Source organism: Achromobacter sp. KK8, from assembly GCF_054188005.1.
This window is the reverse complement of sequence record NZ_CM135178.1, coordinates 1712943-1739753: the sequence shown is the minus strand read 5'-3', so window position 1 is coordinate 1739753 and position 26811 is coordinate 1712943. Positions and strand designations below refer to the sequence as shown.

The following is a 26811-nucleotide window of genomic DNA, read 5'->3' as shown; positions in this document are numbered from 1 at the left end:
CGTGATGGGTGAAACTTCGACCAAACCGTATCTGATCCGCGCGCTGCACGAATGGTGCACCGATAACGGCTACACGCCGTACATCACCGTGCAGGTCGACGAGCACACCATGGTGCCCGTCGCCCACGTGCGCGACGGCCAGATCACCCTGAACGTCGGCACGCTGGCCACCAACCGCCTGGTGCTGGGCAACGAATTCATCGAATTCCAGGCCCGCTTCAGCGGCGTGACCGAAAATGTCTACGTGCCGGTGGGCGCCGTCAGCGCCATCTATGCGCGCGAAACCGGCGCCGGCATGGGCTTCGAAGTGCAGCCCTACGAACCGCCGGCGCCCGGCACGCCGGGCGCGTCCGACACCGCCTCTCCCGAAGCCGACGCCGATACCGCGCCCGGCGACGATGGCGGCGACGACGAACCCAAGCGCCCGCGCCTGACGATCGTCAAGTAACGCGCCAAACAGGCGGGGGCTGGCTTGGACCGCCCCCCTGCCGTGGCGTCCGGCCCGCCGACCCGGTGCGGAAGCCGATTCGCATTACCCCCCTTATGCGCCGCACCCCGCAAGAAGTTGACGGGGCGCGTGCGCTGCCTTGCGCGGACGCGCCGGCACGCGGCCAGCCACGTCAATCGACGCTGAAACCTGGAACGATAGTGCGTATCATTTGCAAACATCGCCGGAATCGCGTCTCATACGCCTGAACCGGGCCTTTTCCTGCGCGTCGCGCAATGCGCCGCCCGGCCCGCCAGGAGCCGCCACAGACCATGCCGTACCTGATCGGAATGCCGCCCGCCGGCGGACCGTCGACGCAATTCGTGCCGCAGATCGATCGCCAGTTGCTTGCCAAGCTGTGCCTGTTCGACGACGTGTCCGACGACGAACTCGCGCAGGTGCCGCGACAGATCCGCCTGACGCTGCGCGGCCCCAGCCGCGTGCCGGCGATCCTGGGATGGGAAGGCGGGCCGTTCGTGGTCAGCGCGCGGGTGCGCGATCTGATGCAAACGTTGGAACCCGACACGCACCGCTTCCTGCCGATCGACGTCGAGACCATGATGCCCGGCCGCAAGAGCCGGCCCTTCCGCACTTACCACCTGCTGCTGTGTCCGCCCCGGGTCGATGCCGTGATCATCGAAAAGACCGAATTCTCCAAAGGCATGGGCCAGGCCGGTTACGAAGCCAGCTGCGGCTTTTCCTTCCTGAAAGGCACGCCGCTGGTGCTGGACCAGGCCGCCATCGCGAACCGCTGCTTCTGGCGGCTACCGCGCCAATTCGGTGTCCGGCCGGCGTATCCGCACAGTGGCATCAGCGGCTATTTCTGCTCCGACGAACTCTGGCGGGCCCTGCGCGCCGAACGGCTGCAAGGCTGGGAAGCCAGGCGGCGCTGCGCAACGGCCCCGCGGCCGGCATGACCCACCCGCGCCCCGTCCTGCAAGCGCGCCGGATGCCGGAAAGAATCTCCTTTTTTCATTACAATGCAGTCCCTGCGCGTGCCCCAGGCACGCCACGCCGGTGTAGCTCAGTTGGTAGAGCAGCTCACTTGTAATGAGAAGGTCGAGGGTTCGATTCCTTTCACCGGCACCAATTCAACGCATCGACAACCCGCAGCTGCCCGGCGCCGCGCGGGTTTTTTATTGCCTGCGTGGCAACCATGCGGATCTGCCTCGCCGAATCCGACCGATTAACGAGTCCGCAAGCCCCGGCAACAGGCGCCAACCGCGCAACACGTCGCTACCATGGTCTCTTCCCACGCACCAAGGCAGCCCCGGCTACATGCATGCAATTCATCTCCCAGGCGCGCGGCGAAAGCGCTTCTGGCAAAAGAAGTGGCCCAGGGAGGTCCTGTTCAACGGACCGCCGATCATCGTGGCCGGTTCGGCCGCGGTGAAAAGCTGGCAAGAACTGGTGTTCGACCCGTGGACCTTCGGCCTCGCGACCACCGTGTGCCTCTGGCTGGCCGCGGCCGCCTGCGTTCGCGTCGCCGGCGCGCGAGCCGAAGACCGGAAAGACGGGCCGGAAGTGGTCCACGAAGGGTTGTACGCAGCGGTCTCCACCATGCACACCATGCTTTCCGAATGGTGCAACAAGCGCCAATGCGGCGCCGACATCCGCGCCACCTTCCACCGCGTGGTGCCGCCGGTTCATGAGCCGCGGGAACTCGAGCAGATCATCAACTATGCCGGTGCCACCGGCGAGGGCGTGGGCAGAACCTTCCCGGTCCACACAGGCATCACCGGCAGAGCTATCCGCAGCAAAAAACCCCTGGTGATGTCCAGCCAGGACGCAACGGAAGAACAGCTTCGTACCGAACTGGTGCGCGAGTGGGGCTACACGGAAGCCGAAGTTCGCAAGCTCGGCCCTGGCCGTTATTCGGCAATGGCGGTGCCTGTCCTGGACCGTTCTGGACAGCACCCGATCGGCGTGATTTACTTGGATTCAAGTGACCGCGCGCTCTTTGAACGCGACGATGTGGTGGAAATCGTTGGCATTGGCACCAAAGCCGTCAGCGACTTTGTCACGAAGAGGTACTGACATGCATACCATCCCCGGGAAGCCCGCCGAGGCTTTCGTGAAAGCGTCCAGGCTCATATCAAAGCCAGGAGCGGCCATCACCGTCCGCGAGCTGACCCTGACGGACTTTGGCGTACGCGCCATCACCAGCGGCAGCGAAGGCATCAGGCAGGGGGCCCGCGAAGAGGTCGGCCCCCCATCGCCACTGAGAAAACCGGTTACCGCATGAACCCAAAAAGGAGGTCTCTCGGCCTCCTTTCCTGCGGCGCGAATTGCCGTGCGCTCACCCCAGCGCGGGCAACATATCGAACAGCAACACCATCACCAGGCCGACCACCGACACGATGGACTGCACCACCGAAATCGTCTTGGTCGCCTCGCCCATCGTCATGCCGAAGGATTCCTTCACCATCCAGAACCCGGCGTGATTGGCGTAGTTGAAGAACAGCGAACCGCAGCCGATCGACAGCGCCAGCAACGGCAGGTTCAGCGAGGGGTCGGCGCCGGCCAGCGGCGCCAGCAGGCCGGCCGCGCCGACGATGCCGACCGTGGCCGAGCCGGTGGACACCGACAGCAGCATGGCGATCAGCCAGCCCAGCACCAGCGGCGGAAACGCGAACTGGTGGGTCAGGTGGACGATGGCGTCGCCGACCTTGGCGCTGGTCAGCACCTGCTGGAAGGCGCCGCCGCCAGCGATGATCAGCATGATGCCCGCGATGGGCTTGAGGCTCTTGCCCAGCGCGTCGCGCAGTTTCTCGGCGTCGCCGCCGCGCGCCAGCACCAGCGTCACGGCCGCAAACAGCACGCCCAGCAGCATGGCGACCAGCGGATTTCCCAGGAAAGCCGCCGCATGCATCAGGGGCGAGGTCTTGGGCAGCAGCATTTCGGCCACGGCGTGCAGCAGCATCAACAGGGCGGGCAGCAACGCGGCCACCACGCCCAGGCCGACGCCGGGCTGGCCATGGCCGGCATCGGCCGCCCGGGTGGCGGTGAACTGCTCAAGCAAGGCCTCGTCGGGGCGCGTGCTCATGCGCGGCGCGATGAAGGCGCCATACAGCGGGCCACCCAGGATCATGGCGGGCAGCGCCGCGAGAAAGCCATAGATCATGGTCGGGCCGACCGTGGTCTTGAGGCTGGCGATCGCCGTCAGCGGGCCGGGATGCGGCGGCACCATGCCGTGCATGGCCGCCAGCGCCGCGATCACCGGCACGCCCACGTAGACGTAGGCCGAGCCCTTGAAGCGCTCCTGGCCTTCCAGCTTGCGGGCCACGCTGAAGATCAGCGGCAGCATCACCACCAGGCCCACTTCGAAGAACATCGGGATGCCGATGATGAACGCCACCAGCGTCATGGTCCAGGGGATCATGCGCGGCGAGGTGCGGTTCAGGATGGCGTTGGCCAGGCGCTCGGTGGTGCCCGAATCCGCCAGGATCTTGCCCAGCATGGCGCCCAGCGCGATCACCACGCCCACCGCGCCCAGGGTCTTGCCGGCGCCGTCGGTCAGGCTCTTGACGATGGCGGTCGGTTGCATGCCGGTGGCGAACCCGACCCCGATCGACACGATCAGGAGCGCCAGCAGCGGATGCATGCGGATGCGCGAAACGATGAGAGCGACCAGCACCAGGACGCTCACCAGGGCGGTGAGCAACAATTGGATGTCGAACGAAGACATGTATGAAATCCGGAAAAAACGTGGGAGGTCGCGAACCTTCTGGTTGCCATGATAAGGGATCGCCCTGACGCCCAACCGTCATCGCCAGCGCGCCCGGAGGGACCGTTTTGCATTCCCCGCAAAATTTGTGCATAATTCGCCCCCTCTACCTGTTCCCCGATAGCTCAGTCGGTAGAGCGACGGACTGTTAATCCGCAGGTCGCTGGTTCGAGCCCAGCTCGGGGAGCCAAAGAATGCAGTACTGAAAGGCCCGCAACCTGGTTGCGGGCCTTTTGCATGGGCGCTTGTCCGGTCCCCGCCCAAACTCGGACGCTATCCCCCTTCAAAGTGGCGCTGCGCGGCGGGCGGCGGGCCGGAATGGTTTTACGATTGACGTCGAGTCATCCGTAACACCCTGGCCCTACCTCCCCATGCCCACCCAGACAAAATCCGTCGATTCAAAGGCCGCCTTTGAACTCGTGTTCGACCTGTTGCAGAAGATTCCCTGGATCGTTCGCGACGCATCCGCCGCGCTGCCGGACATCGCGGTCATGAAGGCGCACCAGGCCGAAGCCGTGAATGTGATCCTCTGGATCTGTGAAACCGGCGACCTGGCGGGCTGGCCCGCGAAAACGCACCAGGACACCCAGGCGACGGCCTCCTACCTGTTGACGGACCTGACCTTCAGGCTTCTCGATCCAGCCTCGCCGCTTTCCGGGAGCCGCTGGGAAGTCCCGGCGGACCAGCCGGCGCGCCTGCAAGCGTTGCAGATCGTGCGCCATGAAGTGCTGCGCAGCAAGCCGATCACCGCGGCCAATCTGACCCGATTCCGCGCCCGCCGTTGATCTGCGAGAATGAGGCGTGAACCGGGTACTCCCTCTCCGGCCCACCGTCCCCGCCGTCCCATGCGTTCCAACCGTTCCCTGCCCGCCCTGGTCTCGCTGCGCGCCTTCGAGGCGGCCGCCCGGCGCCTGAGCTTCAGCTTGGCGGGCGAAGAACTGTTCGTCACGCAAAGCGCCATCAGCCACCACATCCAGCGGCTGGAGGCGGAACTGGGCGTGACGCTGTTCGAGCGTCGCACCCGCGCCGTGGCCCTCACGCCGGCGGGACAGGCCTATTACGAGCGGGTCCACGCGGCGTTCGAACTGCTGCGCCAAGGCACCGACGAAGCGCGGGCGCCCGCGGCCGCCCGCCACACGCTCAAGGTCGGGCTGCTGGCCTCGTTCGCCACCCGCTGGCTGGCACCGCGCCTGCCGGGCTTCGCCAGCGCCCATCCGGACATTGACCTGCAATTGCTGCCCGCCATCGGCCTGGCCGACGTGGCAGGGGGTGAAGTGGACGTCGCGATCCGCTATGGCCGCGGCACCTGGCCCGGCCTGCGGGCGCGACGCCTGATGCCGGAACGGCTGTCGGTGGTGTGCGCGCCGTCATTGGTGGCGGGACGGCGACGGCCACGCGCGCCGGCCGACCTGCTGCGCTATCCCCTGCTGGTCTCGCACGCGCAATTGCCGTTCGAGTGGGATGCCTGGGCCCGGCAACATGACCTGGACCTGGGCCGCGCCCAGACCGTGCATCTGCATGACTACAACATCGTGGTGGAAGCGGCGCTGGCCGGACAGGGCATGGCCATGGGCCGGCATCGCCTGATCGCCGCGCAACTGGCCAGCGGCGCGCTGGTCGAGGCGCTGCCGGGCACCGCGCTGGACGATCCGCGTATCGGCTGGTGGTTCGTCAGTCCGCGCGGCCAGGCCGCACCCGCCGCCGTGGCATTCCAGGCGTGGCTGGCGCAGGCGGCGGCCGACGGTTGATGCATTACTTTTACTCATACGTGGTTCGCAATAATTGATTGGTCAGGCACGGCGCGCGCCGATAGCATGGGGGCCGTCTTTTCCCTTTTCCGTCTCACAGGTGATTCCATGACCCGTACGATCTCCGGCCGCGTGGCCGAACTCGGCCTTGTGCTCGAAGCCGCCGCCGCGCCCGCCGCCAATTACGTGCCCTTCGTGCAGGAGGGCAATCTGCTGTACATCTCCGGCCAGATCTCGCGCGAAGGCGGCAAGGCGGCGTTCCTGGGCCAGTTGGGCAACCAGATTTCCGAAGCGGACGGCGTCAGCGCGGCGCGCCTGTCGGCCCTGGGGATCCTGGCGCAGATCGCGGCCGCCACCGGCGACCGGCTCGATCGCGTGGCGCGCGTGGTGCGCCTGGGCGTGTTCGTCGCCAGCACGCCGGACTTCAATCGCCAGAGCGCGGTCGCCAACGGCGCCTCGGACCTGATGGTGGAAGTGTTCGGCGATGCCGGCCGCCACGCGCGCAGCGCGGTGGGCGTGGCCTCGCTGCCGCAGGGCGTGGCGGTCGAGGTGGAAGCCGTCGTCGCACTGACGCCCGCCTGATGCCCCGGCGCCGGGCGCAAGCCCGGCGCGTTTTTCCTGGAACCCTCATGCCCGCCGCCGTCCTCACCGCCGCCACCCTCGAAGCGTTGCGCGCCGCCACGCCCGGCACGCGCACCACCGTCCACTTCAACCATGCCGGCGCATCGTTGCCGTCGGCGGCCACGCTCGATGCCATCCAGGCCCACCTGCGGCGCGAAGCCGAACACGGGCCGATGGAGGCGGGCGTGGCCGCGCGCGCCCACACCGAGCAGGCGCGCCAGTTGGCCGCGCAACTGCTCAATGCCCAGCCAGGCGAGATCGCCCTGACCGGCGGCAATTCCCCAGGGTGGGGCGCCGCATTCGCCGCGCTGGGACCCTGGCGCCCCGGCGACCGCATCCTGGTGGGCCGCCATGAATGGGGCGGCAACCTTGCCGCCATGCGGCTGGCGGCACAACGCGCGGGCGCGAGCATCGAGACGATTCCATCCGATGACAGCGGCTGTGTCGACGCCGATGCGCTGCGCGCCATGCTGGACGAACGGGTGCGCCTGGTCGCGCTGACATGGTTGCCGGCCAACGGCGGCCTGATCAACCCGGCCGCCGCCATCGGCCGCGTCACACGCGCCGCGGGCGTGCCGTACTTCATCGATGCGGCGCAGGCGGTGGGACAGGTGCCGATCGACGTGGCCGAGGTCGGTTGCGACGTCCTCAGCGGCGCCGGCCGCAAGGCCCTGCGCGGCCCGCGCGGCACCGGCCTGCTGTATGTGCGGCGCGAATTCCTGCCGCGCCTGACGCCCGCGTTCGTCGACACCCATTCGGCGCCGCTGGGCGCCGACGGCGAGCCGCAACTGCGCGACGATGCCACGCGCTTCGAATCCGCCGAAGCTTCGATGGCGTTGCGCGCAAGCCTGGCCAATGCGTTGCAGGAAGCGCTCGATATCGGCCTGGAAGCCATCCGCGCCCGCATCGACCTGGTCGCCCAGGCCTTGCGGGCGGAGCTGCGCGCCATTGCCGGCATCGAGGTACTGGACCAGGGCCGCGAACTGTCCGGCCTGGTGTCGTTCAATCTCGCCGGGCACGCCCCTGCCGCCGTGCAGCGGACGCTGGCCGCGCAAGGCATCACCATCGGCAGCAACGGCGCGCCGTACACGCCGCTGGACATGAACGCGCGCGGCCTGGCGCACATCGCGCGCGCCTCGGTCAGCTACCTGACCCGCGACGAGGAGATCGACCGCCTGCTCGACGCGCTGCGCGCGTTGTCGCGCCAGGGCGCCTAGCACACTTGCGCCGCGCGCCCATGTCGATCAAGCCGCTACGCGGCGCGAGAACGGCGACCACCTGGTGAAGACCAGCAGGTTGCCGAACATCACCAGCGCCAGCCCGAGCAGGGCGGCGGGCGTCCACTGGTAGCCCTCGACGAAGGTCGACACGCTCAGCGCCACCACCGGGAACAACACGGTGCAATAGGCGGCGCGCGCCGGGCCCATGCGTCCCACCAGCGTCAGGTAGGCGGTGAAGCCGATCACCGACCCCGGAATCGCCAGGTAGAGCAGGGCGCCGACATAGGCCACGGAGGTGTCGAAACGGAACGGCACGCCCGCGGCCAGGCAGCCGGCCAGCAACACGGCGGCGCCGTACAGCATGCTGTAGGCGTTGCCGGTGAGCGGGCGGATGCCGGCGCGCTGCTGCAGCGACGACAGCATGTTGCCGGTGGAAAAGCAGAACGTGCCCAGCAGCGCGAAGCCCAGTCCGAGCAGCGTCTCGCGGCTGGCCTCCTGGCCCGCGAGCTCGGGCCAGAACAGCAGCACCAGGCCGGTGAAGCCGATCACCCCCGCCACCATCACGCGCGGCGCGATGCGGGTGCCGAACCACAGCCGCGCATTCAATGCGTTCCACAGCGTGGCGGCCGAGAACACCACCGACACCAGGCCGCTCGGAATCCACTGCGTGGCCGTGTAGAAGCACAGGAAGTTCAGGCAGAACAGGCACAGCCCCTGGCCCAGGCACAACGCATGCCCGCGGCGATCCAGGCGTTGCAATTTGCGGGTCAGCAGCAACGCGGCGAACAGCACCAGGCCGGCCAGCGCAAAGCGGTAGAAGATGGACACGGGAATCGCCACCACCCCAAGCTGCAGCTTGATGGCGATCCAGGTGGTGCCCCAGATGACGACGGTCAGGAAATACAGGAATAGATTCACTTTGGGACGCTCGGCAGGGCCAAAAAGGACATGACATCCGGCACCGCGAAAATCGCGGGCTCCGACGCCCAGTCTGCGCCCGCGGCGGACGAAAAAATTGCCGGTTCTTGCGGTTTTTCCGCACCCGCGCGTGCCACGCGCGCGGCGATCGCAGTAGCATTTCAGTTCCATGGGCACTACCGCTTCGGCACCGTCCGACTTCTCCGTCTTTCGCACGCTGTCCGCCTCCAGCGCGACACTGGCGCGTGCCGCCTCGCTGGGCGAGGGCATCGCCATTTCGCAATGGGGCCGCAGCGCCCACGAAACGCTGGGCTACGACATGCCTGGACACCACACGCTGTCGCTGTACCTGCACGGCGGCGAGAAGTCGTTCCGGGTCGGCAATCCGCTGCACGGCGGCGCGGGCAAATTCTGCGTGCTGCCGGCCGAGCACTATTCGCGCTGGTGCATGAACGACACGGTGCATTTCCTGCACCTGTACATCGCGCCGGAACGGCTGGCGCGCGAGGCCGTGATGCGGCTCGACTGCGAACCGCGCGCGCTGGAACTGCGCGACCGCACCTACATCCACGACGAGTCGCTGACCGACGTATGCCGGGCGCTGCTCGATAGCGACTGGACCGCGCCCGCCGAGCGCCTGGCTGCCAGCAGCGCGGCCGAGACCGTGCTGCATCACCTGCTGAACCAGGGCGTGTCGCGCAAGGCCGTGGCGCCGGCGCGCGGCGGGCTGGCGCCGGCGGTGCGGCGGCGGGTCATGGACTATGTCGATGCGCACCTCGCCGAGCCGCTGACGCTGGAGCAACTGGCCGGCGTGGCCGCGCTGTCCACCTATCACTTCGCGCGCATGTTCCACACCTCGTTCGGCGAGCCGCCGCATTCCTGGGTGCGCGCCCGCCGCCTGGCTCACGCGCGCCGCCTGCTGGCGGCCGGCAAGGGCGACCTGGCCGGCATCGCGCAGGCGGCCGGTTTCGGCAACGCCAGCCATCTGTCGCGCGTGTTCCGCGACGCCGTCGGCGTCACCCCGGGCCAATACCGCGCCGCCCACCGCAAGCACTGAGCCGGCCGCCGCGCGGTCTACAATGGCGCATCGCCCTTCGCGGCCTGATCGCCTGCCCCGCCCGCGATGCCATCGCCGACTTCCCGCGACATTTCCACCTCCCCCGAGGCCTTCGACCCGGCGCCGCTGCGCGCCCATTGGCTGGCCGAACTGATCCGGCTGCGCGAAGCGCACTGGGGCCCGCTGGAAGACGCCGCCGTGGTGCGCCGGGTACGACAACTCGACATCCCGCTGCCGGCCCGCATCCTGGCGCGCGCGCAAGCACTGGCGCAGCGCGAAAACCTGGTTCCGCTGGTGGACGGCTGGCGCCGCAGCGCATTCGCGGTGCTGGCGCTGCTGTTGCTGCTGGCGTTGCTGTCCGGCGCCGGCGTGGCGGCGGGCGCCCTGGGCGATGGCGGCCGCGCCGTCAACGTGCTGTGGGCGCTGGCCGCCTTGCTCGGCCTGCACCTGCTGACCTTCGTCCTGTGGCTGGCCAGCTTCCTGCTGCGGCCCGCGGCCATGACGCCGCTCGGGCGGTTGTGGCTCTGGGCCACCCGCAAGCTGGCGCGCGGCCCCGACAGCGCGCTGGTGCCGCAGGCCTTCCTCAACCTGCTGGCCCGCGCCGGCGCCCTGCGCGGCGTGTTCGGCGCGGTCAGCCACGGGCTCTGGCTGGCGGGCCTGGGCGCGGCGCTGGCGACCCTGCTGGCGCTGTTGTCCACCGCCAGCTACCGCTTCATCTGGGCCACCACCTTGCTGGCGCCGGACACTTTCGTTTGGTTGACCCAGGTCGTCGGCTGGCTGCCATCGCAACTGGGCTTTCCGCTGCCGGACGCCGCCATGGTGCGCGCCAGCGACGGCGTCCAGGCGTTGGGCGCCGATGCCCAGGTGCAATGGTCGTGGTGGCTGATCGGCGTGTTCGTGACCTACGGCATCGTGCCGCGCCTGCTGGCCTGGCTGGCCTGCCTGCTGGTCACCCGGCGCGCCCTGCGCGGCCTGGCCATCGACCCCGCGCTGGCGGGCTACGCCGCGCTGCGCGACCGGCTCGAACCGCCGGCCCAGTCCACTGGCATCGACCGGCCGGTCGACCCCTTGCACCAGCCGCGCGTGGCGGCGCCGCTGCCCGCCGCGCTGGGCGGCCAGCCGGTGCTGATGGGACTGGAACTGCCCGCCGACCTGCACTGGCCCCCCGCCGTCCCGGCCGCGTCCATCCGCCAGGCGGGCAACCTGGACACGCGCGAGCAGCGCAACCACCTGCTGGATGCCTTGTCTCAGGCCGCCGCCTCGCGCCTGCTGATCGCCTGCGATGCGCGCCAGACGCCCGACCGCGGCACGCTGGCCTTGATCGCCGAGCTGGCTGCGCACGCCGGCCAGACCCGCGTCTGGCTGCTGGCGCCGGCCGCGGCCGACACCCGCGAAGCGCTGTGGCGCGAACGCCTGGCCGCCCTGGGGCTGGCGGCCGGCGCCGTCTTCGGGCCCGGCGCCGCGGCGCTGGCCTGGCTGGAGCAGGGCCATGACTGAGCGCGTCATCAACGTCGCGGTGGTGGGACACACCAACACCGGCAAGACCTCGCTGCTGCGCACGCTGACCCGCGACACCACCTTCGGCGACGTCGCCGACCAGCCCGGCACCACCCGCCACGTGGAAGGCGCGCGCCTGCGCCTGGATGGACGCGCGGTGCTGGAGTGGTTCGACACGCCCGGCATGGAAGACAGCATCGCCCTGCTCGAATACCTGGAGCGCCTGGGCCAGCCCGGCGAACGGCTGGACGGGCCGGCGCGCGTGCGGCGCTTTCTCGACACGCCGGAAGCGCACGGGCGCTACGAGCAGGAAGCGCGCGTGCTCAAGAAGATGCTGGAATGCGATGCGGCGCTGTATGTGATCGATGCGCGCGACCCGGTGCTGGGCAAGCATCGCGACGAACTCGCCATCCTGGCCGCCTGCGGCCGGCCCCTGCTGCCGGTGCTCAATTTCGTCAATGCGCCCGCGCATCGCGCCGCCGAATGGCGCGACGCGCTGGCGCGGCTGGGCCTGCACGCGGCGGTGGAATTCGACACCGTGGCGCCGCCGCTCGATGGCGAGCAACAGCTGTACGCCAAGCTGGGCGTGCTGCTGGATCGCCACGCCGACACCCTGGCGCGCCTGGCCGATACGCTGGCGCGCCAACGGCGCGAACGCCACGCCGCGGCCTTCGAACTGCTGGCCGACCTGCTGATCGACGTGGCCGCGTTGCGCATCACCAGTCCCAGCGACGAAGCCGCATTGGCGGCCGCCGCCCAGCAGTTGCGTCAGCAGGTACGCCAGCGCGAACAGGCCTGCGTCACCGCCTTGCTGGCGCTCTACAACTTCCGTGCGTCCGATTTCGATGACGACGCGCTGCCGCTGCAAGGTGAGCGCTGGGGCATGGACCTGTTCCACCCGCAGGCGCTCAAGGACATGGGCGTGCAGGTCGGCATGGGCGCCGCCGCGGGCGCCATGGCCGGCGCGGCGGTGGACCTGCTCAGCGCGGGGCTGAGCCTGGGCACGGGCATGCTGATCGGCGCCGCCGCCGGCGGACTGTGGCAGGGCGTGGAGAAGCTCGGAAAGCGCGTTGCCGGCAAGCTGCGCGGCTGGCGCGAGATCAGCGTCGACGACGCGGTGCTGCGCCTGCTGGCGCTGCGCCAAAGACAACTGATCGACGCGCTCGAACGTCGTGGCCACGCAGCCCGCGCGCCGCTGCGGCTGGACCACCCCGGCGATGAGACGCTGCGCCGTGGCCCCTTGCCGGAGGCGCTGAAGGAAGCCCGCAGCCGGCCGGAGTGGTCGGCCCTGGCCAAGGGCCATGAAGACAGCGAACGGCGCAAGCAGGCGGTGCGTGAATTGGCGAAAGCAAGCAAGTACTAACCCCAATCCAAACCGATTGACGCTTAAACGAATCGCTCTATAAGATTCGTTCTGCATCGGTGCGGTCCATCCCGCCATGACAATCACAAGGGGTTGGATCTACCGTGAACCGCCTTTCCTCGTAGCAGCAACGCCATGCCCCGGCTCCCCGTGGGGCCAGGGCCCTATCACTTCTGTCGCGCTATCCGCGCATTACGGAGCATGAGGGCTATGCGTACTTTCCCCCACCTGAAACAAGCGGCGCTGGCGGCTGCACTGACGGCCTCGTTGGCGTTCAGCGCCGGCGCGGCCGCCAAGACTTTCCACTGGTCTTATCAAGGCGACGCCACGTCGATGGACCCGATGGCGTTGAACGAGACCTTCACGCTGGGCTTCCAGGGCAACATCTACGAAACGCTGGCCGGTTATGACGGCAACCTGAAACTGACGCCGCTGCTGGCCGAGAGCTGGGAAAACCCGGAGCCCACAAAATGGGTCTTCAAGCTGCGCAAGGGCGTGAAGTTCCACGACGGCTCGCCCTTCACCGCCGATGACGTGATCTTCTCCTGGAAGCGCAGCCTCACGCCGGGCTCCGACATGAAGGGCTACGGCGCCAAGGCCTCCGACATCAAGAAGGTCGACGACTACACCATCGAGGTCACCACCCCAACGCCCAACCCGATCCTGCCGCGCGAATGGGTGTTCCTCTACATCATGAGCAAGACGTGGTCGGAGAAGAACAAGACCACCGAGGCCACCAACGTCAAGGGCGACAACCAGGGCAACTACGCCAACCTCAACGCCAACGGCACCGGCCCCTTCATGCTGGTGTCGCGCCAGCCCGACGTGAAGACCGTGCTCAAACGCTACGACGGCTACTGGAACAAGAACATCAAGACCAACGTCGACGAGGTCATCTTCCAGCCGATCACGCAGGAAGCCACGCGCGTGGCCGCGCTGATCTCCGGCGAGATGGACCTGGTGCAGCCGGTGCCGGTGCAGGACTGGAAGCGCCTGGAAGACGCCAAGGGCGTCAAGCCGCTGACCGCGCCCGAAGCCCGCGCCATCTTCATCGGCATGGACCAGGATCGCGACGAACTGCTATTCTCGGACGTGAAGGGCAAGAACCCCTTCAAGGACCCGAAGGTGCGCGAAGCGGTGGTGCTGGCCGTGGACACCAAGGCCATCAATGAAAAGATCATGCGCAACGCTGCCAAGCCGCTGGGTTCGCTGATCGCCACCGCCATCAACGGCTACGACGAATCGTTCGGCGCGCCCTACAAGCCGGATCCGGAACGCGCCAAGAAGCTGCTGGCCGAGGCCGGCTATCCGAAGGGCTTCACCGTCACCATGGACTGCCCCAACGACCGCTACGTCAATGACGAAAAGGTCTGCCAGGCGGTGGCCGGCATGCTGGCGCGCGTCGGCATCAAGATCAACCTGCTGGCGCAGACCAAGTCCAAGTACTTCGGCAAGATCCTGCTGCAGGCCGGCAACCAGACCAGCATGTACATGCTCGGATGGACGCCCAGCTCCACCGACGCGCACAACACGCTGCTGAACCTGGCCGCGTGCCGCGACGCCAAGACGGCGGCGGGCCAGTTCAACCTGGGCGGCTACTGCAACAAGAAGGTCGACGAACTCACCGCCAAGATCGGCGTCGAGACCGACCAGGCCAAGCGCAACGCGATGATCAAGGAAGCCTTCGGCATCGTGCGCAGCGATTTCGGCTACCTGCCGCTGCACCAGCAGCCGATGTCGTGGGGCGTGAAGGACAACATCAAGGTCATCCAGCGCGCCGACGACGTGCTCGACCTGCGCGACGTGGTCCTGCCGTAGTCCCCGGGCGCCGCGCCACGCCGCAGGGCGTGCGCGGCGCCGTGTTGATGCGACCCCCGCGACGGCGCCCGCCGTCCGGGCGCGCCCGGCCCAGCCCCGCTTGCCACGACCGGCAACGCGCGGCCCGGCGTTATCCGACCAAGAGGGCATCCAACCATGCTTTCCTTTATTGCGCAGCGGCTGATCCAGTCGGTGCTGGTGATGTTGACGGTGGCGCTGATCGCGTTCTCCATGTTCCGCTATGTCGGCGATCCGATCGCCAGCATGGTCGGGCAGGACACCACGCCCGAACAGCGCGAGCAGCTGCGCGAACAGTTGGGATTGAACGATCCGTTCGTGGTGCAGTACGCGCATTTCGTCGCCAACGCGGTGCGTGGCGACTTCGGCATTTCCTACCGCCACCGGCGGCCGGTCAGCGAGCTGCTCGAAGAGCGCCTGCCAGCCACGCTGGAGCTGTCGTTCGTCTCCGCCGTGATGGCGCTGGCGCTCGGCATCCCCATGGGCATCTACACCGCGCTCAAGCGACACGGCGTGCTGTCCAAGACCTTCATGGCGATCTCGCTGGCCGGCATCTCGCTGCCCACCTTCCTGATCGGCATCCTGCTGATCCTGTTCTTCGGCGTGCAGTTGCGATGGCTGCCCAGCTTCGGGCGCGGCGACGTGGTCGGGCTGGGCTGGTGGACCACGGGCTTTTTGACCAAATCCGGCCTGCTGGCGCTGATCATGCCGGCCATCACGCTGGCGCTGTTCCAGATGACCCTGATCATGCGGCTGGTGCGCGCCGAGATGCTGGAAGTGCTGCGCGCCGACTTCATCAAGTTTGCCCGGGCCCGCGGCCTGCCGGAACGCCTGATCAATTTCCGCCATGCGCTCAAGAACACCATGGTGCCGGTCATCACCATCACCGGCCTGCAGCTCGGCTCCATCATCGCCTTCGCCATCATCACCGAAACGGTGTTCCAGTGGCCCGGCATGGGACTGCTGTTCATCCAGGCCATCAGCATGGTGGACATCCCGGTGATGGCCGCCTACCTGGTGCTGATCGCCTTCATGTTCGTCGTCATCAACCTCGTCGTCGACCTGCTGTACTTCGCCGTCGATCCGCGCCTGCGCGTGCAGAGCAAATAAGGGAACCGCCTCATGAACGCCCGCATCGCTCCCTTCTTCGCGCGCGCCGCCGACAGTGACCTGTGGCACAGCTTCAAGCGCTCGCCCGGCGCCATCATCGCCGCCGTGGTCACGCTGGCCATCCTGCTGGGCGCGCTGTTCGCGCCGGTGGTCGCGCCGCACAACCCGTTTGACCTGGCGTCGCTGAACATCATGGACGCCAACACCCCGCCCGCGTGGCAGGAGGGCGGCAGCCCCGACTTCCTGCTCGGCACCGACGACCAGGGCCGCGACATCCTCTCGGCCGTGCTGTATGGCTCGCGCGTGTCGCTGCTGGTGGGCTTCGCCTCGGTGCTGTTCTCGATGGTGCTGGGCGTGACGCTGGGCCTCATCAGCGGCTACGCCGGCGGCCGCGTCGACAGCTTCATCATGCGCATCGCCGACGTGCAGCTGTCGTTTCCCGCCATTCTGGTAGCGCTGCTGATCGACGGCGTGGCGCGCGGACTGCTGCCGCGCGACATGCACGACCAGCTGGCGCTGTACGTGCTGATCTTCGCCATCGGCATATCGGGCTGGGTGCAGTACGCGCGCACGGTGCGCGGCTCGACGCTGGTGGAACGCAACAAGGAATACGTGCAGGCGGCGCGCCTGATCGGCATCGGCCCGGTCACCATCCTGCGCCGCCACATCCTGCCCAACGTGATGGGACCGGTACTGGTGATCGCCACCATCCACCTGGCCATCGCCATCATCACCGAAGCCACGCTGTCGTTCCTGGGCGTGGGCGTGCCGCCGACCGCGCCGTCGCTGGGCACGCTGATCCGCATCGGCAACAGCTACCTGTTCTCGGGCATGTGGTGGATCTCGATCTTCCCCGGCATCGCGCTGGTCGCGCTGGTGCTGTCGGTCAACCTGCTGGGCGACTGGCTGCGCGACGCGCTCAACCCCAAGCTGCGCTGAGGATGCCATGGCCCTCTTGAACATCGAAGACATCCGCATTGAATTCCCCAGCCGCCGCGGCACGCTGGTGGCGGTGGACGGCGTGTCGCTGTCGCTGGAGAAAGGCGAGATCCTGGGTGTGGTCGGCGAGTCCGGCGCCGGCAAGTCGACCATCGGCAACGCCGTGATCGGCCTGCTCGAAGCGCCCGGCCGCCTGGCCGGCGGCGCGGTGCTGCTCGACGGCGAACGCATCGACACCCTTACCCCGGCGCAGAAGCGCAAGGTGCGCGGACGCCGCATCGGCATGATCTTCCAGGATCCGCTGACCTCGCTCGACCCGTTGCAGACCGTGGAAAGCCAGTTGGTCGAGACCATGCTGGTGCACCTGGACCTGACCCACGACCAGGCCAGGAAGCGCGCGGTGCAATTGCTGGCCCAGGTCGGCATCGACCAGCCCGAGCTGCGCGTGCAGCAGTATCCGCACCAGTTCTCGGGCGGCATGCGGCAGCGCGTGGTGATCGCGCTGGCGCTGTGCTGCGAGCCCGAAGTCATCATCGCCGATGAACCCACCACCGCGCTCGACGTGTCGATCCAGGCGCAGATCCTGGAACTGCTGAAAAAGCTCTGCCGCCAGGAACAGGTCGGCATGATCATCATCACCCACGACATGGGCGTGATCGCCGACGTCACCGACCGCGTCGCGGTGCTGTACCACGGCAAGCTGGTCGAGCAGGGGCCCACCGCCAAGATCCTGGGCGACCCCGACCATCCCTACACCCGCAGCCTGATCTCGGCCGTGCCGCGCCCGGACATCAAGCTCAAGCGCTTTCCGCTGGTCACCTACATCGAGGACGTCAGGACCCCCACCAAGCCACTCGACCTGGCCACCCACTGGCTGGGCCAGCGGCGCGACTTCGGGGCGCGCGGCGAGGGGCCGTTGGTGCAGGTCCGGGACCTGAGCATGCGCTTCGTGCTCAAGAGCGCCTTCCTCAAGCGCAACCAGCGCACGCTGGACGCGGTCAAGCGCGTCAATTTCACGATCGGCGAAGGCGAGGTGTTCGGCCTGGTGGGCGAATCCGGCTCGGGCAAGTCGACCGTGGCGCGGCTGATCTCGGGCCTGTATACGCCCAGCGCCGGCTCGGTCACGTTCGGCGGCACCGACCTGACCGCGCTCAAGGGCGAGAAGCAGCTCAACCCGTTCCGGCGCCAGATCCAGATGATCTTCCAGGATCCGTTCTCGTCGCTCAACCCGCGAATGCGGGTGCTGGACATCGTGGCCGAGCCGATCCGTTTCCACAAACTGGCAGCTAGCGAGGCCGAAACGCGCCGCGTGGTGGCTGACCTGCTCGACGTGGTCGGACTGGGCGAGCGCGCCGCCGAGCGCTTCCCGCACGAGTTCTCCGGCGGCCAGCGCCAGCGCATCTGCATCGCCCGGGCGTTGGCCACGCGGCCGCGCTTCCTGATCTGCGACGAACCCACATCGGCGCTGGACGTATCGATCCAGGCGCAGATCCTGAACCTGCTCAAGGACCTGCAGGAACAACTGGGCCTGACCATGCTGTTCATCAGCCACGACCTGCCCGTCATCCGCCAGATGTGCGACCGCGTCGGCGTGATGCGCTACGGCGAATTGCTGGAAGTGGCGGACACCGAAGCGTTGTTCGAGCATCCGCAGCATCCCTACAGCCAGCACCTGCTGGGGCTGATGCCCCGCTTGCAGTCCATGTCCCGCGAGGGCCTGGAGGTGGCCGGCTGACCCCCACCCACACGACAAGGAGCGAGACATGAGTGCGTTGCCACAGACCCTGTTCATCGGCGGCAAGGTGTTCGATGGACGTGGCGGGATCCTGCCGGGCCACGGCGTGCTGGTCGAGGGCAAGCAGATCACGCGGGTGGCACCGGCGGCCGAATTCAACGGCTTTGCCGGACGACGCGTCGATACCAGCGGCATGACGCTGATGCCCGGCATGGCCGACTGCCACGTGCACCTGGTCTACACCGGCGGCGCCGACCCGCAGACGCAGATGTCGAAACAGGGCCCGGCGCAGATCACCCTGACCGCGCTGGAGAACGCGCAGGCCGCGCTGCGCGGCGGCTTCACGGCGCTGCGCGATTGCGGCGGCAAGGACTACCTGGAATTCGGCGTGCGCGACGCCATCGCGCGCGGCGTGTTCCCCGGCCCGACCATCAAGGCCTCGGGCCGCATCATCTGCATGACGGGCGGCCACGGCAATCGCATCGGCCGCGTCGCCGACGGCTGCGAAGAAGTGGTCAAGGCGGTGCGCGAGCAAGTCCACGCCGGCTGCGACCTGGTCAAGATCATGGCCACCGGCGGCGTCATGACGCCGGGCGTGAGCCCGATGGACGCGCACTACAGCTTCGACGAGATGAAGGCGGGCGTGCACGAGGCCAAGCGCTTTCGCAAGAGCACCGCCAGCCACGCCCAGGGCACGCAGGGCATCCTGAACGCGGTGCGCGCCGGCATCGACTCGATCGAGCACGGCATCTTCATGGACGCGCAGTGCCTGGAAGAAATGCTGGCGGCCGAGACCTACCTGGTGCCGACCATCGCCGCGGTGCGCAACATCGTCGCCAACGCCGACAACGGGATTCCCGCCTATGCCGTGGAGAAGGCGCGCGCGGTGGAACAGCGCCATCGCGAATCCATCCAGATGTACTACAAGGCGGGCGGGCGCATCGCGCTGGGCACGGATGCCGGCACGCCCTTCAACCTGCATGGCGACAACGCGATGGAACTGGCCTACATGGTGGAGTTCGGCATGACGCCGGTGGACGCCCTGGTCGCGGCCACCTCGCGCGGCCATGACCTGATGGGCATGGCCGGCCACGGCGTGGTGGAACCGGGCTGCGCGGCCGACCTGCTGCTGGTGCGCGGCGACCCGACCGAGGACATCATGCAAGCCGCGGACAAGCGCTTCCACGTGGCGGTGCTGCGCAACGGCGAAGTCATGTCGGGCGCGTTGCCGTCCTGACAGGCAAGGCGGGAAGGCGGCGCTGGCGCGCCTTACTTCACGCCGCGCGCCATCAGCCAACCCAGGAAACTCTCGACCGGCATGCGTTCGCCATTGACGTCCACCTGGCCGCCCTCGTAGTTCAGGCTCGCGACCAGCTTGCCGTCCTCCAGGCGCCCCCACTGGCCGCGCAGGAAGCGGTCGCGCATCTCCTCGGCCCGACGGCCAGCCGCCTCGCGCGCGGCGGCCTCGGGCATGCCTTCGGCCCGCATCCGCACCGCGATCAGGTCGGCCAGGCTGACGACCGGCACCGACATCCGCGCATCGAGCTTGCGCACGGTTTCCTTGACCACTGCGCCCGGCGAGTGGTTCCACAGCGTGGGCGCGCTCAGATCCAGGTCCAGCCGCAGCGTCGCAGAACCGTTGGCGGTATCGACCTGCAGCGGCGACAGCGAAAAGCCCGGCTGGGCCAGCAGGAACTTCATCAGGTGGCCCGCGCCCACCATCTTGTCGCCCAGGCTGGCGCCGCCCCGGGCCGCCTCCACCGACGCCTGGAATGCGCGGAACGACGCCATGTCGAAGTTGCGCGCCTCGGCGGCCAGGCGCAGATTGGCCGCCTGTCCGGCTCGCGTGTCGATGCCCGCGACCTGCACGGCCAGCTTGGCGTTCATCGCGCTCTCGGCGCCCTTGGCATCGGTGCTCACGGCGACGTCGCGCAGCGTGACCGGTTCGCCGTCGATCTCGATGGTCCATTGCTTGAGGTTCGCGCGGGTGGCCGCAGTACCCGCCTCATCGGCGGCGCGGCTTGCGTCGTACCTGATCGCCAGGTCGCGCATGGCCAGGCGGCGCGTATGTCGCTCGCCGTCCTTGGTGTAGGGCTCGAACAGCTCGGCGCGGCCCGAGTGGATGTCCACCGTGGTGTGCTTGCCGCCGGCGGCCACGTCGGCCAGGAGCTTCAGGCCCGAGAAGCTGAAGCGCGACTCGTCGCGCACGCGCTCGACCGGCGCCAGCTCCAGCGTGCCGCTGATGTCGCGGCCATAGCCCGCCACGGCCTCGGCCGTCACGGGCACGGCGCCCCCGGCAGCCGCGAACCAGGTGTCGACCGAAGGCGTCTGCGCCAGGTCGGCCCGCGCGGCCGCCATGGCCGGGAACAGGTGCCCCCGCGCCAGGCGGTACAGGGGGAACGGCCCATGGTCCAGGCGCACCACCATCTCGTACTCGTGCCCCGCCGCGGCCGCGCCGTCCTCCGGCGAAGGCCCCGTCTTCAGCCGATAGCGCGCCTGCGACGTGAACACGCCTCGTTCATACGACAACGGCTCGAACGACAACGGTTCGCCCGTCTTCACGCCGATCTGCCGCGCCAACTGATCGGCGCTGTCGGCCAGTTGCGCCATGCCGGTCTCCAGCTGCTTGCCGGTGTACCAGGCCGTGCCCGTCCAGATCGCGCCCAGCGCCAGCACGGCGCAACCCACGGCTGCAAATTTCCTCATGGTGTCCTTCCCGCGTTCGTCGATGCCATCCGGCCTCGCGGACCGGATCCGTGACAGCATACGCCGCGCATGAAAAACGGGCTGCCGCGCCCGATGGCGCCGCAGCCCGCATGGGGCGCCGGCATCATGCCGGCGCCGAAGTCGTGTTCGCGCCTCAGCGCATGCCGCCCATCGCGCCGCTCATGACCATCATCACGAACTGTTGCAGCGGCATCTTCTTGCCATTGAAGTCGACCTGGCCGTCGGCGTAGTTCAGGTAGGAAACGATGTTGTCGTTTTCCGCCTTGGCCACGCCCATCGCCACCGCCATGGTGCCGACCATTTCGGCCTGGCCCTTGGCGGTCTGGGCGGCACGGTCGGCCGGCACGCCGCGCATCTGCGGCTCGATCGCCATCAGGTCGGCCACGTTGGCCTTGGACAGCACCAGCTTGGCGTTGAGCTTGCGGATGGCTTCCATGGCCAGGTCGCTGGCCGGCTTGTCGGTCGAGGCCGGCTTGGCCAGGTCCACGTCCAGGTTGAAGGTCGAGGTGCCGTTGGCGGTGCGCACCTGCAGCGGCGACACCGACAGGCTGGGGTTGCCGGCCAGCAGCAGTTCGACGTTGGTCTTCAGGATCTGCTGCTCTTCGGGCGTGAACTCGGGCTTGGCCTCGTCGTCGCCGCTTTGCATCATGCGGCGCGACGACGCTTCATAGACGTCGTTCAGGGCCTTGAGCGCCTTGGGATCCATGTTCTTCATGCCGATGGCCAGCTGCAGGCCCGCCATGTCCTTTTCCTTGACATTGATCATGCCGAAGTCCAGCACCATCTTGGCGTTCACGCCGGCATCGGCCTCGGCCAGGTCCACCGCGATGCTGGTGTCCTTGAGCAGCACCGGCGGCTGGGTCTTGGACGTGATGGTCCATTCCTTGAGGACCAGCTTCTGGCTGCCCATGGCCATGTCGTTCTTGCCCGGCGCCAGGTCGCTGTTGAGCGTGATGCCCTTGACCGCCATGCCGACGATATCGCTCTCGCCGGCCGGACCGGCCAGCGTCAGGCTGTCGCTCTTGAGCGCCAGGACGCCGTGCTTGCTCTTGGTGTCGAAGTCGACGTCGCCGGTCATGCCGGAGAAGGTCAGCTTGGTCTTGTCGGTCGAGGCTTCGGCCGGCGCCAGATTGAAGGTGCCGGTGACGTTCTTGCCGTAGCTGACGCTATAGGCGCCGGACAGCGGCGTGGCGCCCTTGGTGGCGGTGAACCAGCCCTTGATCGCCGGCGTTTCCTCGATCTGGAAGCGGCTGGCGACCATCGCCGGCGCGAGCTTGCCCGAAGCCAGGTTCGAGAACGGGAAGGGGCCGTGCGACAGGTGCTCGACGAACTGGATCTCGCGTTCCTCGGCCGGCTTGCCATCCTTGGCAGGCAGGGCGAACTTGACGCGGTAGCGCTCGGTGGACGAGAACACGCCGCGCTCGAACGACATCAGTTCGATCACGGGCGTCACGCCCCATTTTTCGCCGAGCTTGCGCAGTTCGACGTTGCCGTCTTCGATCGACTGCTTGACGAACGCCTCGGCCTTCTGGCCGGTGTACCAGGCCGTGCCGGTCCAGATTGCGCCCAGTGCAACGACCAGACCCGCTATTGCCGCCTTTTTCATAGCAACCCTTAATTCTTTTGGTGGAGGTAAGCCGACGGATTATAGGGAGCGTGGACTAGGGATTACACTAATTTCGTGCTTTTTATGTGCAAAATGTTACTTCGCTATACCGATAGCGCGCGTCCCTTATGCGGCAGCGCGGCATCGGCTACAATCGCCAGGCGTGCTTTGCCAATCCGCACGCGTCCGCTAGGCACTTCGCCGCCAAGCTTCGCCCTCAGGGGCGCTTCCCTTTTCTCCTTATTCGTCCGCCTGGATTGGAGTCTCTCAACTTGAGCGACGGGCTGCCGCTGGAGTTGTTTTGACTACCTCTTCCTCTTTCGCCGACCTCGGGCTGGCTGATTCCCTGTTGCGCGCCATTGCCGATACCGGCTACACCGCGCCCACCCCCATCCAGGCCCAGGCGATTCCGCAGGTCCTCAAGGGCGGCGACCTGCTGGCCGCCGCCCAGACCGGCACCGGCAAGACCGCCGGCTTCACGCTGCCCATCCTGCATCTGCTGATGCAGCGCAAGCCGGAAGCCCGCAAGGCCGGCCGCCCGCGCTGCCTGATCCTGACCCCGACGCGCGAACTGACCGCGCAGGTGGCCGAATCGGTGCAGACCTACGGCAAGCACACCTCGCTGACGTCCATGGTGATGTTCGGCGGCGTCAACATCAACCCCCAGATCTCCGCCCTGCGCAAGCCGCTGGACATCCTGGTGGCCACCCCCGGCCGCCTGCTGGACCACTGCGGCCAGAAGACGGTCGACCTGTCCGGCGTCGAGATCCTGGTGCTGGACGAAGCCGACCGCATGCTGGACATGGGCTTCATCCGCGACATCCGCAAGATCCTGGTCCTGCTGCCCAAGCAGCGCCAGAACCTGCTGTTCTCGGCCACCTTCTCCGATGAGATCCGCTCGCTGGCGCGCGGCGTGCTGAACGATCCGGGCGAAGTCTCGGTCACCCCGCGCAACACCGCCACCGAACTGGTCACCCAGACGGTGCACCTGGTCGAACAGCACCACAAGCGCGACCTGATCAGCCACATCATCCGCGAAAGCGGCTGGCACCAGGTGCTGGTGTTCACGCGCACCAAGCACGGCGCCAACCGCCTGGCCGAAAAGCTGGTCAAGGACGGCCTGACCGCCGCCGCGATCCACGGCAACAAGAGCCAGTCGGCCCGCACCCGCGCGCTGGCCGGCTTCAAGGACGGCACCGTGACGGTGCTGGTGGCCACCGACATCGCCGCGCGCGGCCTGGACATCGACCAGCTGCCCCAGGTGGTGAACTTCGAACTGCCCAACGTGCCGGAAGACTACGTGCACCGCATCGGCCGCACCGGCCGCGCTGGCGCCACCGGCGCCGCGGTCTCGCTGGTGGACAACAGCGAGATCAAGCTGCTCAAGGACATCGAGCGCCTGATCAAGAAGACCATCGAGCGCAAGCCGGTGGCCGACTGGACCCCGCCCGCCACCAGCGCCGCCGCCTTCGAACGCCAGGAACGCGACGAAGACTCGCGCCAGCCGCGTGGCGGCGGCCGTAACGGCGGCCGCGGCGGCAATGCCGGCGCGCCCCGTTCGCGCCCGGCCAACGCCGCGCCGCGCAACGCCAACGGCGGCCGCGCCCCGGCGCCGGCCCGCGCCGGCGGCGACAACCGCGGCAGCCAGGGCCAGCGCGACGGCAAGCCCTCCGACCGTCCGGCCCACGCCGGCCGCGGCGACGCCCGCCCGCAGCAGAACCATCGCCGTCCCGAAGGCAGCGCCCGTCCCGCCGGCAACGGCAACGGCGGCCGCCCGGCCGGCGGCCCGCGCGCGGCGCTGCTCTCCAAGTAATATCAGCGGCATACCTGTAACTGCGACCCACGGACCCGCGCCATCATGCCTCTTTCCACCTGGTTGACGTTCTTCCTGGCCTCCTGGGCCATTTCGTTCTCGCCCGGCGCGGGGGCCATCTCCGCGATGTCCTCCGGACTGAAGTACGGCTTTGCCCGCGGCTACTGGAACACGGCCGGCCTGATCATGGGCATCCTGTTCCAGTTCGTGGTGGTCGCGGTCGGCCTGGGCGCGGTGCTGGCCACTTCCGAGATGGCCTTCAACGTGGTCAAGTACCTGGGTGTGGCCTACCTGATCTACCTGGGGGTGCGCCAGATCCGCACCGACGCCGCGCCGGTCGCGGTCGATGCCGGCGATCCCAAGCAGGCCTCGATCCGCGAGCTGGTGATGCGCGGCTTCCTGATCAACACCATGAACCCCAAGGGCACGGTGTTCCTGCTGGCCGTGGTGCCGCAGTTCGTCGACACCGCCTTGCCGCTGACGCCGCAGTACGCGGCGCTGGCCGGCACGCTGGCGTTCACCGACCTGGTGGCGATGGGCGTGTACACGCTGCTGGCGGCGCGCGTGCTGCGCCTGCTGCGCGACGCCAAGCACATCCGCTGGATGAACCGCACCTTCGGTTCGCTGTTCATCCTGGCCGGCGTGTTCCTGGCTTCGTTCCGCCGCCATTCCTGAATTTCCACGCGCGGGGCACGCGCCGGCAACGGCGCGTGCCCCGCTTGTTTCGATGCACGATACCGGACCGCGCCGGGCCCAGGCCACGGCGTCAGGTTGAATCCTCCGATCATGAACATCCCACAAGAAGTAGCGCGGCGCCGTACCTTCGCCATCATTTCCCACCCCGACGCGGGCAAGACCACGCTGACCGAAAAGCTGCTGCTGTTCGCTGGCGCGATCCAGATCGCCGGCAGCGTCAAGGCGCGCAAGGCCTCGCGCCACGCGTCCTCCGACTGGATGGAAATCGAAAAGCAGCGCGGCATTTCGGTGGCCTCGTCGGTGATGCAGATGGAATACCGCGACTGCGTCATCAACCTGCTCGACACCCCGGGCCACCAGGACTTCTCGGAAGACACCTACCGCGTGCTGACGGCGGTCGACGCCGCGCTGATGGTGATCGACGCCGCCAACGGCGTCGAACCGCAGACCATCCGCCTGCTGCAGGTCTGCCGCGCGCGCAACACGCCCATCATCACGTTCATCAACAAGATGGACCGTGAAGTGCGCGAGCCGCTCGAGCTGCTGTCGGAAATCGAAGGCCACCTGGGCATGGACGCCGTGCCGTTCTCGTGGCCGGTGGGCATGGGCAAGGCCTTCGGCGGCGTGTTCGACATCCGCCGCGACCGCATGCGCGTGTTCCGCCCCGGACAGGAGCGCCGTTCGGACAACGACGACTTCATCGAAGGCCTGAGCAACCCCGAGATCGCGCGCCGCTTCGGTTCGGCCTTCGACCAGGCCAGCGGCGAGATCGAGCTGATCAATGAAGCCGCGCCCGCCTTCGACCGCGACCAGTTCCTGGCCGGCAAGCAGACCCCGGTGTTCTTCGGCTCGGCCATCAACAACTTCGGCGTGCAGGAAGTGCTGGACGCGCTGGTCGAGCAGGCCCCGCCTCCCGGCCCGCGCGTCGCGCTGCAACGCGAAGTGCAGCCCGAGGAACCCAAGTTCACCGGCGTCGTGTTCAAGGTGCAGGCCAACATGGATCCGGCTCACCGCGACCGCGTCGCCTTCGTGCGCGTCAGCTCCGGCCGCTTCGAGCGCGGCATGCGCCTGAAGGTCGCGCGCACCAACAAGGAAATGCGCCCCAACAACGTGGTGTCGTTCCTGTCGCAACGCCGCGAACTGCTGGACGAGGCCTATGCCGGCGACGTCATCGGCATCCCCAACCACGGCGTGCTGCAACTGGGCGACGTGCTGACCGAGGGCGAAACGCTGCAATTCACGGGCCTGCCGTTCTTCGCGCCCGAGCTGTTTCAGGCCGTCGAAGTGAAGGACCCGCTGCGCACCAAGCAATTGCGCACCGGCCTGACGCAGCTGGGCGAAGAGGGCGCCATCCAGGTGTTCCGCCCCGAGGCCGCCGGCGGTTCGCTGCTGCTGGGCGCGGTCGGCCAGCTGCAGTTCGAAGTGGTGGCCCACCGCCTCAAGACCGAGTACGGCGTGGACGCCCGGATGATGCCTTCGCGCTACACAATGGCACGTTGGATTACCTCTGATAACCCCAAGGCGCTGCGCAAGTTCATGGATGCCAATGCCGCCCATATCGCCTATGATGTGGTCGATGCGGCGGCGTTTTTGATCAGTTCCCCCGCGCAGTTGCGCGTGGCCGAGGAACTGTATCCGGATGTGAAATTCCACGCCATGCGCGAGCACGGCGGCAAGGTTTTCGGAGACAAGGCGTAGACCCGTTCGGGTA

Annotated in this window: 22 protein-coding genes and 2 tRNA genes; 20 read left to right on the top strand and 4 right to left on the bottom strand. The window is 67.9% G+C overall.

From position 1 onward, the window contains the following. Positions 1-4 precede the first annotated feature (4 nt). From ACVN9Z_RS08030 to ACVN9Z_RS08015, 4 genes are all read left to right on the top strand, one after another. On the top strand, positions 5-448 hold the full coding sequence (locus ACVN9Z_RS08030) for a ClpXP protease specificity-enhancing factor (protein ID WP_006388038.1): 444 nt from the start codon (positions 5-7) through the stop codon (positions 446-448). A gap of 311 nt (positions 449-759) precedes the next feature. Beyond that, a complete protein-coding gene (locus ACVN9Z_RS08025) occupies positions 760-1404 on the top strand; it encodes an imm11 family protein (protein ID WP_458213323.1) in 645 nt (214 codons plus the stop codon). Positions 1405-1500: 96 nt separating this feature from the next. After that, positions 1501-1576 (top strand) — tRNA-Thr (locus tag ACVN9Z_RS08020). 189 nt (positions 1577-1765) lie between these two features. Continuing rightward, entirely contained in the window at positions 1766-2524 is a 759-nt protein-coding gene (locus ACVN9Z_RS08015; protein WP_458213322.1) for a GAF domain-containing protein, read from the top strand. Positions 2525-2786: 262 nt separating this feature from the next. Here ACVN9Z_RS08015 and ACVN9Z_RS08010 read toward each other — a convergent pair whose 3' ends face one another. Further along, on the bottom strand, positions 2787-4175 hold the full coding sequence (locus tag ACVN9Z_RS08010; protein ID WP_006388036.1) for a GntP family permease: 1389 nt from the start codon (positions 4173-4175) through the stop codon (positions 2787-2789). 153 nt (positions 4176-4328) lie between these two features. Between ACVN9Z_RS08010 and ACVN9Z_RS08005 the strand changes: the two genes are divergently transcribed. The 5 genes from ACVN9Z_RS08005 (at position 4329) to ACVN9Z_RS07985 (ending at position 7800) form a co-directional block, all read left to right on the top strand. Continuing rightward, positions 4329-4404, top strand: a tRNA-Asn gene (locus tag ACVN9Z_RS08005). Positions 4405-4585: 181 nt separating this feature from the next. After that, positions 4586-4999, top strand: coding sequence for a hypothetical protein (locus ACVN9Z_RS08000; protein ID WP_006388035.1), 414 nt, complete (start codon positions 4586-4588; stop codon positions 4997-4999). A gap of 60 nt (positions 5000-5059) precedes the next feature. Continuing rightward, a complete protein-coding gene (gene gcvA / locus ACVN9Z_RS07995) occupies positions 5060-5962 on the top strand; it encodes a transcriptional regulator GcvA (RefSeq protein ID WP_458213321.1) in 903 nt (300 codons plus the stop codon). 108 nt (positions 5963-6070) lie between these two features. Then, complete coding sequence (locus ACVN9Z_RS07990; RefSeq protein WP_020925631.1) at positions 6071-6544, top strand: RidA family protein; 474 nt, start codon at positions 6071-6073, stop codon at positions 6542-6544. Between the two features lie 47 nt (positions 6545-6591). Then, a complete protein-coding gene (locus ACVN9Z_RS07985) occupies positions 6592-7800 on the top strand; it encodes an aminotransferase class V-fold PLP-dependent enzyme (protein ID WP_458213320.1) in 1209 nt (402 codons plus the stop codon). 27 nt (positions 7801-7827) lie between these two features. Here the strand turns inward: ACVN9Z_RS07985 and ACVN9Z_RS07980 are convergent, their stop codons facing one another. Continuing rightward, positions 7828-8721: a DMT family transporter gene (locus ACVN9Z_RS07980; RefSeq protein ID WP_053497319.1), complete on the bottom strand. Its 894-nt coding sequence runs from the start codon at positions 8719-8721 to the stop codon at positions 7828-7830. A gap of 169 nt (positions 8722-8890) precedes the next feature. On the opposite strand from ACVN9Z_RS07980, the gene ACVN9Z_RS07975 reads away from it, so the two are divergent. The 8 genes from ACVN9Z_RS07975 (at position 8891) to ACVN9Z_RS07940 (ending at position 19495) form a co-directional block, all read left to right on the top strand. Continuing rightward, a complete protein-coding gene (locus ACVN9Z_RS07975; RefSeq protein WP_054514244.1) occupies positions 8891-9778 on the top strand; it encodes a helix-turn-helix domain-containing protein in 888 nt (295 codons plus the stop codon). 66 nt (positions 9779-9844) lie between these two features. Continuing rightward, the gene (locus ACVN9Z_RS07970) at positions 9845-11275 is read left to right on the top strand and encodes a DUF2868 domain-containing protein (protein WP_148317795.1); all 1431 of its coding nucleotides are present in this window, start codon (positions 9845-9847) and stop codon (positions 11273-11275) included. Further along, positions 11268-12638: a GTPase/DUF3482 domain-containing protein gene (locus tag ACVN9Z_RS07965; protein WP_148317797.1), complete on the top strand. Its 1371-nt coding sequence runs from the start codon at positions 11268-11270 to the stop codon at positions 12636-12638. Before ACVN9Z_RS07970 ends, ACVN9Z_RS07965 begins: the two co-directional genes overlap by 8 nt. Positions 12639-12848: 210 nt before the next feature. Beyond that, positions 12849-14456, top strand: a complete 1608-nt coding sequence (locus ACVN9Z_RS07960) for an ABC transporter substrate-binding protein (protein WP_024067409.1) — start codon at positions 12849-12851, stop codon at positions 14454-14456. 156 nt (positions 14457-14612) lie between these two features. After that, positions 14613-15584 carry an ABC transporter permease gene (locus ACVN9Z_RS07955; RefSeq protein WP_024067408.1) on the top strand — a complete coding sequence of 324 codons (972 nt, stop codon included), beginning with the start codon at positions 14613-14615 and terminating at the stop codon, positions 15582-15584. A gap of 12 nt (positions 15585-15596) precedes the next feature. Beyond that, positions 15597-16523 (top strand): ABC transporter permease, encoded by a 927-nt coding sequence (locus ACVN9Z_RS07950; RefSeq protein ID WP_006387004.1) that lies wholly within the window; start codon positions 15597-15599, stop codon positions 16521-16523. Positions 16524-16530: 7 nt separating this feature from the next. Beyond that, positions 16531-18258, top strand: coding sequence for a dipeptide ABC transporter ATP-binding protein (locus ACVN9Z_RS07945; protein ID WP_006387003.1), 1728 nt, complete (start codon positions 16531-16533; stop codon positions 18256-18258). A 28-nt stretch (positions 18259-18286) separates the two neighbouring features. Then, on the top strand, positions 18287-19495 hold the full coding sequence (locus ACVN9Z_RS07940) for a metal-dependent hydrolase family protein (protein ID WP_054473092.1): 1209 nt from the start codon (positions 18287-18289) through the stop codon (positions 19493-19495). A gap of 32 nt (positions 19496-19527) precedes the next feature. Here the strand turns inward: ACVN9Z_RS07940 and ACVN9Z_RS07935 are convergent, their stop codons facing one another. Both ACVN9Z_RS07935 and ACVN9Z_RS07930 read right to left on the bottom strand, forming a co-directional pair. Further along, positions 19528-20964, bottom strand: coding sequence for a YdgA family protein (locus tag ACVN9Z_RS07935; RefSeq protein WP_232066980.1), 1437 nt, complete (start codon positions 20962-20964; stop codon positions 19528-19530). A gap of 154 nt (positions 20965-21118) precedes the next feature. Continuing rightward, entirely contained in the window at positions 21119-22591 is a 1473-nt protein-coding gene (locus ACVN9Z_RS07930; protein WP_006386998.1) for a YdgA family protein, read from the bottom strand. Between the two features lie 301 nt (positions 22592-22892). Here ACVN9Z_RS07930 and ACVN9Z_RS07925 point away from each other — a divergent pair, with 301 nt between their 5' ends. The 3 genes from ACVN9Z_RS07925 (at position 22893) to ACVN9Z_RS07915 (ending at position 26798) form a co-directional block, all read left to right on the top strand. Then, the gene (locus tag ACVN9Z_RS07925; protein ID WP_173361331.1) at positions 22893-24404 is read left to right on the top strand and encodes a DEAD/DEAH box helicase; all 1512 of its coding nucleotides are present in this window, start codon (positions 22893-22895) and stop codon (positions 24402-24404) included. 45 nt (positions 24405-24449) lie between these two features. Beyond that, the gene (locus ACVN9Z_RS07920; protein WP_006386996.1) at positions 24450-25079 is read left to right on the top strand and encodes a LysE family translocator; all 630 of its coding nucleotides are present in this window, start codon (positions 24450-24452) and stop codon (positions 25077-25079) included. A 111-nt stretch (positions 25080-25190) separates the two neighbouring features. Then, positions 25191-26798, top strand: coding sequence for a peptide chain release factor 3 (locus ACVN9Z_RS07915; protein ID WP_020925644.1), 1608 nt, complete (start codon positions 25191-25193; stop codon positions 26796-26798). Positions 26799-26811: the final 13 nt, after the last annotated feature.

Bases quoted from the DNA above. Each gene is read 5' to 3' on its own strand.
- ACVN9Z_RS07990 (WP_020925631.1), top strand. From the start codon at position 6,071: ATGACCCGTACGATCTCCGGCCGCGTGGCCGAACTCGGCCTTGTGCTC.
- gcvA (WP_458213321.1), top strand. From the start codon at position 5,060: ATGCGTTCCAACCGTTCCCTGCCCGCCCTGGTCTCGCTGCGCGCCTTC.
- ACVN9Z_RS07950 (WP_006387004.1), top strand. From the start codon at position 15,597: ATGAACGCCCGCATCGCTCCCTTCTTCGCGCGCGCCGCCGACAGTGAC.
- ACVN9Z_RS07940 (WP_054473092.1), top strand. From the start codon at position 18,287: ATGAGTGCGTTGCCACAGACCCTGTTCATCGGCGGCAAGGTGTTCGAT.
- ACVN9Z_RS07945 (WP_006387003.1), top strand. From the start codon at position 16,531: ATGGCCCTCTTGAACATCGAAGACATCCGCATTGAATTCCCCAGCCGC.
- ACVN9Z_RS08025 (WP_458213323.1), top strand. From the start codon at position 760: ATGCCGTACCTGATCGGAATGCCGCCCGCCGGCGGACCGTCGACGCAA.
- ACVN9Z_RS07975 (WP_054514244.1), top strand. From the start codon at position 8,891: ATGGGCACTACCGCTTCGGCACCGTCCGACTTCTCCGTCTTTCGCACG.
- ACVN9Z_RS08030 (WP_006388038.1), top strand. From the start codon at position 5: ATGGGTGAAACTTCGACCAAACCGTATCTGATCCGCGCGCTGCACGAA.
- ACVN9Z_RS07915 (WP_020925644.1), top strand. From the start codon at position 25,191: ATGAACATCCCACAAGAAGTAGCGCGGCGCCGTACCTTCGCCATCATT.
- ACVN9Z_RS07965 (WP_148317797.1), top strand. From the start codon at position 11,268: ATGACTGAGCGCGTCATCAACGTCGCGGTGGTGGGACACACCAACACC.
- ACVN9Z_RS07970 (WP_148317795.1), top strand. From the start codon at position 9,845: ATGCCATCGCCGACTTCCCGCGACATTTCCACCTCCCCCGAGGCCTTC.
- ACVN9Z_RS08010 (WP_006388036.1), bottom strand. From the start codon at position 4,175: ATGTCTTCGTTCGACATCCAATTGTTGCTCACCGCCCTGGTGAGCGTC.
- ACVN9Z_RS07930 (WP_006386998.1), bottom strand. From the start codon at position 22,591: ATGAAAAAGGCGGCAATAGCGGGTCTGGTCGTTGCACTGGGCGCAATC.
- ACVN9Z_RS08000 (WP_006388035.1), top strand. From the start codon at position 4,586: ATGCCCACCCAGACAAAATCCGTCGATTCAAAGGCCGCCTTTGAACTC.
- ACVN9Z_RS07920 (WP_006386996.1), top strand. From the start codon at position 24,450: ATGCCTCTTTCCACCTGGTTGACGTTCTTCCTGGCCTCCTGGGCCATT.
- ACVN9Z_RS07960 (WP_024067409.1), top strand. From the start codon at position 12,849: ATGCGTACTTTCCCCCACCTGAAACAAGCGGCGCTGGCGGCTGCACTG.
- ACVN9Z_RS07955 (WP_024067408.1), top strand. From the start codon at position 14,613: ATGCTTTCCTTTATTGCGCAGCGGCTGATCCAGTCGGTGCTGGTGATG.
- ACVN9Z_RS08015 (WP_458213322.1), top strand. From the start codon at position 1,766: ATGCATGCAATTCATCTCCCAGGCGCGCGGCGAAAGCGCTTCTGGCAA.
- ACVN9Z_RS07935 (WP_232066980.1), bottom strand. From the start codon at position 20,964: ATGAGGAAATTTGCAGCCGTGGGTTGCGCCGTGCTGGCGCTGGGCGCG.
- ACVN9Z_RS07985 (WP_458213320.1), top strand. From the start codon at position 6,592: ATGCCCGCCGCCGTCCTCACCGCCGCCACCCTCGAAGCGTTGCGCGCC.